9 protein-coding genes and 1 pseudogene are annotated in these 12,895 nt (G+C 68.3%); 3 read left to right on the top strand and 7 right to left on the bottom strand.

Annotated elements, in window-relative coordinates; translation table 11 throughout:
* Positions 1-14: 14 nt before the first annotated feature.
* Complete coding sequence (locus ACQPYY_RS29450; RefSeq protein ID WP_379093077.1) at positions 15-503, bottom strand: hypothetical protein; 489 nt, start codon at positions 501-503, stop codon at positions 15-17.
* Positions 504-943: 440 nt separating this feature from the next.
* Between ACQPYY_RS29450 and ACQPYY_RS29445 the strand changes: the two genes are divergently transcribed.
* The 3 genes from ACQPYY_RS29445 to ACQPYY_RS29435 all read left to right on the top strand — a co-directional run bounded on the left by ACQPYY_RS29445 (position 944) and on the right by ACQPYY_RS29435 (position 3,831).
* A complete protein-coding gene (locus ACQPYY_RS29445) occupies positions 944-2,398 on the top strand; it encodes a stealth family protein (RefSeq protein ID WP_379095751.1) in 1,455 nt (484 codons plus the stop codon).
* Between the two features lie 80 nt (positions 2,399-2,478).
* Positions 2,479-2,862, top strand: coding sequence for a hypothetical protein (locus ACQPYY_RS29440; RefSeq protein WP_379093080.1), 384 nt, complete (start codon positions 2,479-2,481; stop codon positions 2,860-2,862).
* A gap of 147 nt (positions 2,863-3,009) precedes the next feature.
* Positions 3,010-3,831, top strand: coding sequence for a DUF4389 domain-containing protein (locus tag ACQPYY_RS29435; protein WP_433591783.1), 822 nt, complete (start codon positions 3,010-3,012; stop codon positions 3,829-3,831).
* Between the two features lie 17 nt (positions 3,832-3,848).
* Here ACQPYY_RS29435 and ACQPYY_RS29430 read toward each other — a convergent pair whose 3' ends face one another.
* The 6 genes and pseudogenes from ACQPYY_RS29430 to ACQPYY_RS29405 all read right to left on the bottom strand — a co-directional run bounded on the left by ACQPYY_RS29430 (position 3,849) and on the right by ACQPYY_RS29405 (position 12,874).
* Positions 3,849-5,933, bottom strand: a complete 2,085-nt coding sequence (locus tag ACQPYY_RS29430; protein WP_433591782.1) for a hypothetical protein — start codon at positions 5,931-5,933, stop codon at positions 3,849-3,851.
* Between the two features lie 181 nt (positions 5,934-6,114).
* On the bottom strand, positions 6,115-7,218 hold the full coding sequence (locus ACQPYY_RS29425; RefSeq protein ID WP_433591781.1) for an esterase/lipase family protein: 1,104 nt from the start codon (positions 7,216-7,218) through the stop codon (positions 6,115-6,117).
* Between the two features lie 164 nt (positions 7,219-7,382).
* Positions 7,383-8,336 carry a metallophosphoesterase gene (locus ACQPYY_RS29420; RefSeq protein ID WP_433591780.1) on the bottom strand — a complete coding sequence of 318 codons (954 nt, stop codon included), beginning with the start codon at positions 8,334-8,336 and terminating at the stop codon, positions 7,383-7,385.
* Positions 8,337-8,468: 132 nt separating this feature from the next.
* Positions 8,469-9,887, bottom strand: coding sequence for an MATE family efflux transporter (locus ACQPYY_RS29415; RefSeq protein WP_433591779.1), 1,419 nt, complete (start codon positions 9,885-9,887; stop codon positions 8,469-8,471).
* A 518-nt stretch (positions 9,888-10,405) separates the two neighbouring features.
* Positions 10,406-11,437, bottom strand: a pseudogene (locus tag ACQPYY_RS29410) (PLP-dependent cysteine synthase family protein); the annotation flags it as partial.
* A 60-nt stretch (positions 11,438-11,497) separates the two neighbouring features.
* Positions 11,498-12,874 carry a Y4yA family PLP-dependent enzyme gene (locus ACQPYY_RS29405; protein ID WP_433591778.1) on the bottom strand — a complete coding sequence of 459 codons (1,377 nt, stop codon included), beginning with the start codon at positions 12,872-12,874 and terminating at the stop codon, positions 11,498-11,500.
* Between the last annotated feature and the right edge of the window lie 21 nt (positions 12,875-12,895).

Below are 12,895 nucleotides of genomic sequence, written 5' to 3'. Positions count from 1 at the left end.
GATCTCCTTCGATCTCAGTTGCGGTCGGCCGCCATTGCTTCGAGGGTGGCGACCCGATTCTCCAGATAGCGTAGTTCGGTGTCGTCGATGACGGTGCGCTGAATTCCCGAGGCGACCGCGAAAGCCGACTGGCGGTGGTCGTCGATCACGTCGACGGTCAATTCCACCGCCACGTAATCGTCGGCGCCGGGCAGCGGATCCGCGATCACCTTGCCGGTGCCGCGGGCGCACAACGCCACATTGCCGCCGCCCAGGATGAGCAGCGCCAGCTCCGGCCGTTCCCGCAGCCGGGCCAGCGAGCCGCGATCGGACTTGAGGCTGAGCAGGATTCGCCGGTCGCCGGCGCGTACCGGCCAGGAGACGGGGATGGCGTGCGGGGCGGGATCGGTGGTCACCAGCACCGCGATGGTGTCCAGCGGCCACTCGGGTAGAACGTCCAGTTCGGGGTGGTCGGGTTGCGTGTCCGTCGAGGGCTCCTGACGTTCCCGGGCGTCGGCTACCATCTGTGTCCCCTCACCATCTGGGTCCGCACAGCGGGCTGGACTGTGCTGCCCGCAAGTGTATGCCGTTGCCGCACTGGACCGCTGGTCTCCGACGTGGAGCCCGAGCGCGCCAGATACGGGTGTTTCGTCCGTTACGACTGTGAAAACACCTCTGGACCTGCGGGGAAACAGATTGACGAGAAGCGATAACGGTTGCATCATTCGTTACAGTCCCTCGACCCAGCGAGGTCACGCGAGTAGCCGGCCGATGACCGCCCGGTGAAGATCGCCCGTGGAAACACACCCGAAGCACCGTCCGCTCCGTTCTTCTGACTGCACAACAGATTTCACGGCGTGTACCGGCCCGGGCGTGCCCCGGGCCGGTATGCGGCCCTGCCGGCGTGACGCCGCGAAGACGTGAGGTGAACAGCACGAAGAGAGCGGAGACGGCGATGGCGGATATGGGTGCGGGGCAGCAGCCGGAGATGGTGGAGATGGTGGGCAGCGCGACGGTCGCGAATCTGGTGGTGTCCCAACCGGTGATCGACGACCTGCGCTACCTGCGCGCCGAACTGGTCGCCGCGGATGTCCCCTACCTGCTGGTTCGCGATGCCGACCATCGGCTGGTGCTGGCCGTGGACAGTGGTCACCGAGCCGCGCTCAGACGGGTGCTGGGGGCGGCCATGGTCGCCGGATTCTCCTGCAATGAGAAGCCGCACAATGTCTTCCGGCTCGGCCGCGACCTGGATCCGGCGCATCACGTGGAACTGGAACTGTGGGAGTACCACGGCGACACCGTGGAATGCCCGCGCCCGAACGCCCTGACCCGCATGGTCTTCGACGTCGCCGACGTGGAGCCCTCGACCGTGCTCCTCTATGACGCCAGCTGGCCCACCCTGGCCGGCATGTTCACCCCCAACACCGCCGACGTCGGCTTCGACATCGACATCGTGTTCTCCTGGGTGGACGGCTCCGACCCCGAATTCCGGGCCCGCCGTGCGGGAATGCTGGCGCAGGTGGTGGTCGGCGAGGGGGACGAGGCCGACGCCCGCATCCGCCAGATCGACGAACTGCGCTACGCCCTGCGCTCGGTGCACAAGAACGCTCCGTGGATCCGCCGCATCTTCATCGCCACCGATTCCCGTGTCCCCGACTGGCTCGGCGACGACCCGAAGGTCACCATCGTCCGTGCCCTGGACCATTTCTCGGATATCAGCGGTCTGCCGATCTTCAATTCGCATGCGGTGGAATGCCAGTTGCAGCACATCGACGGCTTGTCGGAGCATTTCCTCTACTCCAATGACGACATGTTCTTCGCGCGCCCGGTGCGCCCCTCCATGTTCTTCACTCCCGCGGGCATCAGCCGCTACATCGAGGCGGGCACCCGCATCGGCCCGGGCGCGAACAATGAGCGGCGCAGCGGTTTCGAGAACGCGGCCCGCGTCAACCGAGCCCTGCTGTCCCAGCGCTTCGGCCACGTGATCACCCGCCACCTCGAGCACACCCCGGTTCCCTTGCGCCGCAGCGTCCTGCTGGAAATGGAGCAGGTCTTCGCCGAGGACTTCGCCCGCACCCGGGCCAGCCGCTTCCGCGCCGCCACCGACATCTCGGTCACCAATTCCCTCTACCACTACTACGCACTGCTCACCGGCCGCGCCGTCCCCCAGGAAGCCGCGAAGATGCGCTATGTCGACACCACCAGCTACACCGGCCTGGCCCTCCTCGACGGCCTCGCCAAACGCCGCAACGTCGACTTCTTCTGCCTCAACGACGGCAGCTTCCCGGAGGTCCCGGAAGCCGAACGCGTCCGCGCCGTCTCGGAATTCCTGGAAACCTACTTCCCCGAACCGGCGCCCTGGGAAAAGCCCGACACCATCGCGGGCACCATGACGGCCTTCGAATCCGGCGCGGCCTGACCCGCCGCGCGCTCCGCCCGGATTCCGGCCAATAGTGTTTGGTTGGAATCCGATTGGTGGCGGCTCCGACCATCGATGGCATGAACAAGAAATTCCTCGCCGCCGCTGTTCTCGCCGCCGCCACGACCACCGCCACCGTTCTCGGCACGGGTCCGGCCGCCGCGGACAGCGCGCATCAGATCCATTTCGCCAAGGGCACCGACAATGCCTTCGTCAGCGGCCACCTGCAGGGGTGGAGCAATGACACCTATCGGCTCGATGCCCGGGGTGGGCAGACGATGATCATCAGCGCCGCGCCGTACTGGTCGGACACCGTGGTCACCATCAAGGGCCCGACCGGGACGCTGGCCAACCAGCAGCAGTGGGCCAAGGTCACCTTGCCGGTGAACGGCTCCTACGAGCTGGTGGTGACCTCGGTCGGTCACAACACCCTCGACTACGGGCTGGGCGTCAAGATCGACTGAATTCCGTCCGATTCCAACCCATAGTCCTGAATTCGTGGAGCGCGCCCTCGGCGCGCTCCTTAATTCTTGTGGGACGCTGACCAGGAAACGTCTTTCCCGTCGTCACGGACCAGGAAGCGAGCGTGCGTCATGGTCGAATATCCGCCGATGCCGCCGGCCTCGATGCCGGTGCAGCCGATGCCGGAACCCAGTGTCGATCTCGACATCTTCCCGCCCGTGCAACAGCGCCGCTGGACCGTGCTGCTCCGCCTGATCCTGGCCATCCCGCACCTGTTCGTGCTGTTCATCCTGACGCTGGGCCAGATCGTGGTGGCGATCTGCGGCTGGTTCGGCGCTTTGTTCACCGGCGCCCTGCCGCAGTGGTGCGGCGACTACCTGCGCTGGACGCTGGCCTACACGGCCCGGGTCGAGGGCTACCTGTACCTGCTGGTCGACGAGTATCCGCCGTTCACCGTCGACACCGATGTGAATTACCCGGTGCGCGTGTTGTTCCCGGCCCCCACCCGCCTGAACCGCTGGGCCGTCTTGTTCCGCTTCATCCTGGGTTTCCCCATCCAGGTGCTGGCCACCTGGCTGTCCACCGGCTGGATGGTCATCTCCCCGATCGTCTGGCTGATCGTGCTGATCACCGGGCGCATGCCCGCCGCCCTCTTCCAAGCCACCGCGGCCGTCCTGCGCGTCCAGATCCGCACCGAGGCCTACTGGCTCATGCTCACCCCCACCTACCTCAAGCAGGTCTTCGGCGACGGCCCCCTCCCTGAACCGGAGGCCGCCCTCCCGCCCGGCTTCACCCCCGCCTCCCCGACCCGCCCGCTCCTGGTCTCCCAGGCCGGCAAGGTCCTGCTCTGGATCATCCTGGTCCTCGGCATCATCTGGGGCTTCTTCAACCCCAGCCCCGACTTCTCCACCGACGACGACGGCGGCCCGACTCACCCCACCCAGATCGAATGGCCTCGTCCGACTCCCTGATCGGTTTCGGGGTTCGGCTATCGGACGCTGAGCAGCTCGCCGAAATCCGAACCCGCCTCGCCGTATCGATCGTTCGACCCGTCGACGACGGCCGCCTTCAGCACGCGCGTGTCGACGTCTTCCACCCTGCGCGGCGAGGGGTTTCCCGGCGAATTCTCGTAGTTGAAGACGATCACGTCCAGGAACACCGGGCGTCGAAGTCGGTTGCCGTCCAACAGCTTCAGCAGCGCCTCGGCCATCGCCGGGTACGGCGTGAATTCGGGGTCGCCGAGCCAATCGGTCAGCTCGGCTTCCGGCACGCTGAAATCGATCCCGTCCGCCCCCAGCCGATCCAGCATCGTGGGGACCGGTTGAATCTGTGACGACATGATCTGTAGAAGTGCGCTGCGGCCCTCGGCCTCCAGGCCCGGCAGCTCGTCGAGCAGTCGCACCGCCTTGTCGAACCATCGCACGTCGGCCAGGCGCCGGAGCATCGGCGGCGTCCAGGGCGGATCGGGACTTGGTTTGCGGAACGGGGGCGGCGCGACGCGGTAGCGGTCGGCGATCCGCCGCAGGCAGTTGCCCAGGGCGTCGACGTCATCGGGGTGGATGCCGTCGAACCAGCCCAGGGCGCTGAAGGTGGCGCTCGCCGTGGCGCCGGCGCCGTCACCGGTGACGGTGACCGCGACCGGCGTTTCGTAGCGTTCCCCGCCCCGCGAGGTGAGTTGCAACTCGAACACCACGGGGTCGATGGTGTAGTCGATCGGGAAGGTCACGTCGCCGACGGGTACGTCGACCTTCCCGCTGGGTCCTGGCGCCGGCACGCCGCCCACCGTCCAGGAGACCGTCGCCGCCGGTGCGACGGGCTCTCCGACCCCGCCGAAACCTATTGTGCGCAGGCCGAACTGGTCGGTCGTCGCCGTCGCGAACGAGCCCTTCCGGATGGGGTCGCCGCAGGGGCTGTTCGACTGCTGGAGTTCGCCGATGACACCGACCATGTCGTCGGTGTGGTTTCCCCGCACGATGTCGACCCGGCGTCCGGTGCCGACGGTGACGGCCACGTCGACCCAGTGGTCGTCGACGTTGTCGGTACGGACGACCAGCGGGGTCATGGCGACGGTGACATCGCGGTCCACCGACACCGTCGGGATGCTGCCGCGATACCAGGCGCGCGGGCCGACATTCGGCTGATCGACGAGCGAGTGCACGACCACACCGGAGCGAGACAGGCTCGGGCCGACCGGATCCAATCCCGCGTCCCAGCCGTCCGGTATGCGGTACTCCACGTACACCCGGCCCGCGCCGCTGGGCGGCTCACCCGGCGGATGCAGGATGAGCAGGCACGTACCGGTGGAAGCCGAGGCAGGCACCAGCCGGGCCGTGACCGTCGCGCCCGGCTGTGGAAAGGCCTGCTCGACGATCCGGCCGGCCAGCGCATCGGGCAGGTGAAGGTGCAGGTTCGCCCGCGACAGATGCGGTCCCATGGAGAAGGCGCCGGGATTGGGCCAGCCCGCGATGGCCGGTCCGGCGAAGGTCGGCGAGGCCGAGTAGGTCGGCCCCGCGCCCAGCCAGCGGCTGCCGAACGACGCCGAGGACATCAGGTCGTAGGGGGAGCCGTATTCGGGGCCGACGATGATCGTGGCGTCGTTGGGGTCCCAGTCCGTGCCGTTGTTGTCCAGCCCGAAGGTGTGCGGGAAGCCGAGCACGTGACCGGTCTCGTGGCACATGAACGTGTGATTGCTGAAGCCGGCCGAGAGGACCGCGGTGGGCAAACCGGCAACGCCGGTGGCACCGGCGCCGAAACCGGCGGCTCCGGGATGGATCAGCACGATCAGGCCGTCCAGCCCGGCCAGCGGGTTGGGATCGGGGAACTTGGCGAGCAGCGCGTCCACGGCGGCCTTGGCCTGTGCCGCGCGGCTGGTGTCGGCGCCCAGCGTCACGTCCACCCACGGAAACATCGGTGAGTCGATGAAATCCAGATGTCCACGGGTGGTGTTGATCCAGTACTTCAGGACCGCGTGCTCACCGGTCATGAGCATGGCGATGCATGCGGCATCGGGGATGACCGGGACGGCGGAGTTGTGCCGAGCCCGGATGATGCCGAGGCGCACGTTCTTGGTCATGGCTGATCCTCGATCCTCACTCGATGGTCGTGCACGAGGGAAGCTCTGATCATCGTCGTCGGGTACCGGGGCAGCGCGAGTACTCGACTACTCGAATCGCGCCGCCGGTCGGTCGGACTCCGTCGGCGGTGGAGGCCCGGATCCGACGCTTTACCTTGTGCGTCGGATGCGGGCTCGGGGCTCAGAGGGCGTAAGGGTTGAAGGCGCAGACCAGGTTCGGGTGGCCGGACGGGTCGAGGGCGCGCAGCGCGATGGAGACCGCGCGCTTGGAATACATCATCGACAGGTGGTCGGAGAGGTCTATGCCGCAGCCGTCCTGGAGGGTCACGTTGTTCACGGTCGCGCCGGGGCCCGCGGTCAGGAAGGTGGCGGTGTACGGGGTGGAGATCTCGTCGTGGTTGGTGGCGACGCTGGTGTAGTGGACGCCGGGCACGGTGTCGCCGGAGGCGTTGAGGGTCGCGTAGAAGGTGGATCCGGCGACCTGTTCGATCAGGCCCTCACCGACCAGGAGCCGGCTGAATCCCAGTGCGTTGAAACCCATGTCGGTCAGATGCCGGCCCAGGGTGGCGATGCCGTCGAGGCTGGTGCCGTGGTGCGTCGCGCCGAAGGTGATGAGCTGGTCGACCTTGCTCGCGCCGCCGCCGAACTTCAGATACTGGTCGGCGACCGGGCCGCCCTGGGAGTGGCCGATGACGTCGACCTTGTGCGCGCCGGTCGACGCGAGCACCTTGTCGACGAAGGTCGCGACCTGCTTCGCCGAATCCTCCATGGGGGCAATGCCGTTGACGCCCGGCACCAGCGCGCTCAGGCCGCCCTGCTGGAGCAGGCCCTCCTGGCCGTAGTTCAGCGCGTACACGCAGAAACCGGCCTGCTTGATCTGGGGCGACAGGTAGGCGAAGCCGTCGTAGGCGTTCATCCACGACCCGTGCAACAGCACCACCGGTTCGGGGTGCGCGGCAGTGGGTTTGCAGTTCCAGTCGTTGGCGCCGGAGGGGGCCATGTTCGCATTGGCGAGGGAGAAGGTGAAGGCGGCGACGGCGTCGGTCATCTGGGGACCGTTGCCGGAGGGGATGGTCGAGTGCGGGGCGCTGGATACGCCGGTGTCCGCGAGCGCCTTGCCGGCGGTCTTCACGCCGGAATTGATGGCGTCGACGAGGTTCTGGATGGTGGGGGCGGCGGTATCGGCCTGGGCCCGAACGGTATTGACGCCGGCCAGCCCGGTCAGCGCCACCGCGCTCATGATCGCCGCGGCGACGCGCGCCCGCATCCGCTTGCTCGTGGTCATCTGTAGTCCTTCCTGCAGGTGCCGGGCTTCGCTGCCCGAACCTGGATGCCGAAGGTATTGCGATGACCGTGGATGTTCGCCCTGGTTGCAGCTGGATTCGCGGTTCCTACAATCGCACCGGACGATCGGTGTGAAAAGCGCCAACAGCGCTCGGGTTCAGACCGTCAGAGAACCGTCTCGCCGTCGGACTCGGAGGCCTCGGTCCGGCGGCGCAGGACGTGGGGGATGCGGGCCGCGGGCGGGATGACGATGCCGGCGTCGGCGAGACGGGCGGCCGCCTGTTCCGGATCGGCGGGCTTGCCGACGGTGGGGCCGTGGCCGATCGGGACCATTGAGTGGACGATGGTGTCGGGGTAGATGTGCACATAGTTGAAGGCCTGTGCGCCGTCGCGGCCGCGCTGGCCGCCCTCGGCGGCCGCCATGTCCTGGCTGTAGCAGGTGGCCGACGCGACCGAGACGGGGATGCCCGCGAAAGTGGCGTGGCTCGAAAGGTGCAGGTGGCCGGCCAGAATGGCGCGCACGTCGGTGCCGTCGAGGACGTCGGCGAGGCGGCGCTGGTCGCGTAGCTCCACCAGGACGGCCAGGTCCTGGACGCAGGGGATCGGCGGGTGGTGCATGGCGAGGATGGTGCCGAAGGGGGCGGGTTCGGCGAGAACGTCTCGCAACCAGGTCAATTGGGCTTCGGTGATCTCACCCCAGTGATGGCCCGGGACCGTGGTGTCGAGGGCGATGACGCGCAGGCCGTCGAACATGTGGACGACGTCGAACGGTGCGGCGGACGGCGTTTCGTCGAGCAGGTGCTCGCGCAGGGTGCCGCGTTCGTCGTGATTGCCCGCGACCCACACGACAGGCGCGCCGATGCGCTCGGCCCAGGGCTCGACCAGGTCCCGCAGCTTGCGGTACGCGCCGGGCTCGCCCTGGTCGGTGAGGTCGCCGGTGAAGACGATGGCGGTCGGCGCGATGCCGCTGGCCTCGGCCTGGCCGAGCAGGGTGGACAGCCGCGCCTCGGCGTCGACCGCACCGTAGAGCTCGGTGTCGGCGGCGATCAGATGGGTGTCGCTGAAGTGGAACAGGACATGATCGGCCCTGGCGTGTTCGGCGACTCGCGAGATGTGCACGGACATCCTCCCCGGCATTGGTGGTTTGCGCCCCTGACCGAATTCGTCGCCAGAATAGCGAAAGCCGTTTCTTCCAGGTTGCCCGTGCCCAGTGACGACATGCTTGCGGGAAGGTGAGATTTGGATGTCGGGCTAATGCCCGAGGCTACCGGCCAGCACTCGTGGATGTTCCTGCTCACGCGCGTGCAGCAGGGTGAAGTAGCGCCGCAGCATCAAGGCAGCGGTGGTGGCCAGCCCGGCCGTCAGCCCCCACCACACACCCGCCGCCTCCAGCCCGGCCGGGAAGGCAAGTAGCAGTGCAGTGGGCAATCCCACACCCCAGTACCCCACCAGCGAGAGCCGGAACCCGGCCTTGGTGTCCTTGAGCCCGCGCAGCAATCCCACCCCGATGTTCTGGGCGGCGTCGAAGAACTGCAGCACGATCGCGATCACCAGCAGGGTGTGCGCCAACCGCACGGTGGCGGAATCACTGTCGGCCAGGAACGGCCTCAACACCCGGTCCGGTGCGAGTACGTACGCCAGCCCGGTGAGCGCCGCGACCAGTCCCGCGTACCGCAGCGCCAGCCACGCCACCGAGCGCGCGTGCGGGTACTCGTCGCGCGCCACCGCCCGGCTGACCAGGATCGACGCCCCGTGCGAGAGTCCTATCGCCACCTGGAACACGATGTACACGATCTGGTAGACGACATTGTGCGCCGCCAGCGCCGCCGCCCCGAGACTCCCCATGACCAGCGCCAGCACCGAGAACATGCCCGCCTCGGACCCGTAGGTGAGCGCGATCGGCGTCCCCAGCCGCAGTTCCTCCCGCACCGTCGCCGAATGCACCGGCCACATCCGGACCGGCAGCGTCGCACGCAGTTTCGGATCCCGCCGCACCATCGCCCAGAACACCCCGAAGGTGATGAGGAAGACCAGCGAGGTCGCCACGCCGACCCCGGTCAACCCGAGCGCGGGCAGCCCGGCCCACCCGTGCATGAACGCCAGCGCCAGGACCAGATTCAGCGCCACCGACCCGAGCGTCACCAGCAGCAGCGCCTGCGGCCGCTGCATCCCGACCGTGTACTGCCGCAACACCTGGAACCACAGGCACGGCACCAGTCCCGGCGCGAGCGCCACCATCATCGGCCGCGCCTGCGCCAGCACGTCGGCGTCCTGCCCCAGCCATCGCAACGCCCACCCCAGCCCGATCAGCAGTGCGCCGCCGAGCAATCCGGCCACGGTGGCGATCAGGAAACTCGACCGCACCACCTCCCGGACCAGGGCCTCGGCCCGCCGCCCCTGTTTCTCGGCGCGACTCACCACGGTCGCCACCTGATTCCCGGTCCCGGTGATCAGCCCGACGCATATGGTCCGAATCTGGTTGAACAGCACCAGCGCCAGCCCGCCCGCGGCCACCTCGCGCACCCCGAGCGTCCCCATCAGCGCGATATTGGTGGTGGACACCGCGACCTGGGCGAGCTGGGTCAAGGCGATGGGGGCGGCCAGCGAAGCCAGTTGCCGCCCATCGGAATGCCGGTGTCGTCGATCGGAATATCCGAGCGCCCCGGTCATTTCGTGGCAGCCCCGTCCGTGGGTACGGGCGCACACGCGGTGGTGGGCACGGCGGTCGAACCGGTGGTGGGCACGGCGGTCGAACCGGTGGTGGGCACGGCGGTCGAATCGGCTGCGGGCACGGCGGTCGAACCGGCGGCGGGCACGGGACCGGTGGTGGAGCCGGGTGCCGAATCGGCGGCGGGTGCGGTGTCCGGCATCAGGATGGTGTGGGTGCCGGGCGGTACGGGCGCGGTGCCACGGAGTTTCGCGAGCAGTTGCGCGACCATGGCGGCCTGATCCTCGAGCCGCTGCCGGTACTTGTCGAGCGCGAGGCAGACCAGCCCGGAGTCGCCGGCGGCGAGCAGCTCGCCGATTTCGTGCGCGGGCATGTCGGCCAGTTCCAGCTGATGGATCAGGGTGGCCTCGGGGACCTTCTGGTCGGCGTAGTCGCGCAGCGGACGTCCGGTGAGGCCGCGTTCGACGGCGTAGTCGTCGGGCAACGCGTAGTGCAGGTGCCGCAGGGCCGCGCGCTCGCGCGGGTCGGGGCGGGCCGCGGGCCGGTGGGCGGCGAGCAGGGTGGTGACCGCGGCCTCGCGTTCGGTGTCGAGTAGGTCGCGGTCGGCCATCCATTCGTCGTCGAACACCGTGTCCAGGTACTTCTCGCCGTCGTCGTTGATGATCACGACAACGGTGGAGTGGCAGGGGAATTCGTCGATCCGGGTGAGCGCCGCGTACACCGAGCTGCCCGAGGACCCGCCGATCAGCAGCCCCAGGTGGGATGCCAGCGCGCGGGTGGTGGCGAAGGCGTCCACGTCGGACACCTTCACGCGGTCCCGCTCGTCGATCAGGTGCAGGTCCTGGTCCACGTGCACCCCGGGTTCGGCGCCGATCGGCGTCCCCGTGCCGGACTGCCAGTAGTCGTGCCCGGGCCCGCCGAAGGCGATGGACCCTTCCGGCTCGACACCGATCAGCCGCGGATCGCAGCCCTTCTCCCGCAGCCCTCGCGCCGTCCCGAACAGGGATCCGCCGGTCCCGACCGCCGCCACCAGCACGTCGACGTGCCCGAGGTCGGCCACCAATTCCCCGGCGAGCGCGACATATCCGACGCCATTGGCCGGATTGGCGTGCTGCGCCGGGAAGTACGCGCCGGTCTGCTCGGCCATCTCAGCCGCCCGCTCCTCCCGCGCGGAGGTGGACAGTCCGTCGTCACCCTCGTCGGAGACGAATTCGAGCGTCGCGCCCATGGCCCGCATGGCGTTCAGCTTGGCCTTGCACGCGTGATTGTCGACCACCGCGGTGAAGCGGTACCCGCGTTCGCGCGCGACCACCGCCAGCCCCAAACCCGTATTGCCGGAGGTCGATTCGATGATGTGCCCGCCCGGCCCCAACTGCCCGCGCCGCTCCGCGTCCAGCACCATGGCCCGGGCCATCCGGATCTTGGCGGTCCCGGTCGGGTTCATGGTCTCGAGTTTCAGGAACAGCCGTGTCCCGGTGGCCGGGCTGACGGCCAGCTCGAACAGCGGGGTCCGGCCGATCAGCTCGGACACTCGCCTGGCGATAACCGGCATCGAGTGTTTCTCCTCGGGAAGGTCGCTGGAGCGGGGCGCGGGGCGGTGACTGAAAACGGTTCAGAACGCGTCGAGAGCGGTATCGAGGCGCCAATTGAATTGTCGTCGATCCGGCGAGCTTCGCAAGACTACCTTCGGCGGAATGGGGAGCCCGTGAAATGAGGACTCGTTGCTGTCCATCTGATAACCGGCGGTATTCGGGTAAATGAGCAGATCATCGGTGGTGGCGGGCCGGGGGAGCGGGATCCGGCGCCAGCTCAGCATGTCATCTTCGAGGCAGGACGACCCGCCGACGCAGGTCGGGGTGAGATTTCCCGGGCGTTGCGGCCACAACACCGGGTCGGGCAGATATTCACTGTTGAACCATTGTTCGGAAAGGCTGAGGCTGGTCCCGTTGGCGGTGAGAATGTCGTACGGGACGCCGTGCGCGTACCGCGTTTTGACGCCCTGGATCCCGAATACGGTGCTGCCCGCGCGGTCCAGCAGCGCCCGCCCGGGTTCGATCGCCAGCCGAATGCCGGTGTCGCGCAGCGTGTCCGCGAGGTCGTCGGATCCGAGGATGGCGGCGAGCATGGCGGGCCCGGGCACGGGGCAGTGATACGGGTAGTAGGAGCCGGCGCCGGGGGCCCGGTCACCGTGGAACCACCGCGGATTGACGCCCTTGCGGAAGGTCTCCCAGTCGTCCCCGGAGACATAGTCCACGCCGAAGCCGCCGCCGATCGAGATGGTGCTGATCGGATGGTCGAGGACGCGGGCCTTGCGGCAGCGTTCGATCAGCGCGTGGGTGAGCGCCGCGCGCGGGGCCGCCTCGTAGCCGGAGAGATGAAAACTGAAGCCGTGCAGGTGCACAACGTTCCGATCGATCTCGGTGAGGGCGAGATCCAATTCCTGCTCGGTCAGCCCGAACCGGCTGGTGGAGCCCGGGGGCAGCACGCGCAGCAGGACCCGGCTCGGTTCCGGGAACCTGCTCAGCCGGGTGAGCTCGTCCAGGTCGTCGACCGCGATCAGCGCCCGCGCCCGGGTCGCGAGTTCGAGCAGCCGATCCGACTTCGCCGGTCCGGTGACCATCAGGTCGGTCCCGGGGATACCGCCCCGGGTGGCGTCGTTCAGTTCGTCGACGCTGGCGACATCGACGCCGCATCCGGCCTCGGCGCAGGCACGGACCACGCAGTCGGCCTTGTTGGCCTTCTTCCCGTAGTAGACGGAGCCCTGCACCCCGGCCCGGGCGAATACCCGCTGGAATCCTCGGATGTTCTCCACGACCTGGTCGGGATACATGACGTGGAACGGTCCGTCGATCTGCCCGGCGATTTGCCGCAGCGCCTCCGGGTGGTCGAGTAGCCCCTGTTCCCAGGCGTGTCGGTGCGCGGGCATCGGGCTGGCGGTAATGGTGGAGATACCGGGAGGGGCGACCACGGTCTCGGCGGAGGCGGACATTTTTCCTTTCGGGCGCGCGGG

Origin of the sequence: Nocardia sp. CA-145437, assembly GCF_050956485.1 — a bacterium.
GTDB lineage: Bacteria > Actinomycetota > Actinomycetes > Mycobacteriales > Mycobacteriaceae > Nocardia.
The sequence above is the reverse complement of the archived record's forward strand: the minus strand, read 5'-3'. Positions and strand labels throughout refer to the sequence as shown.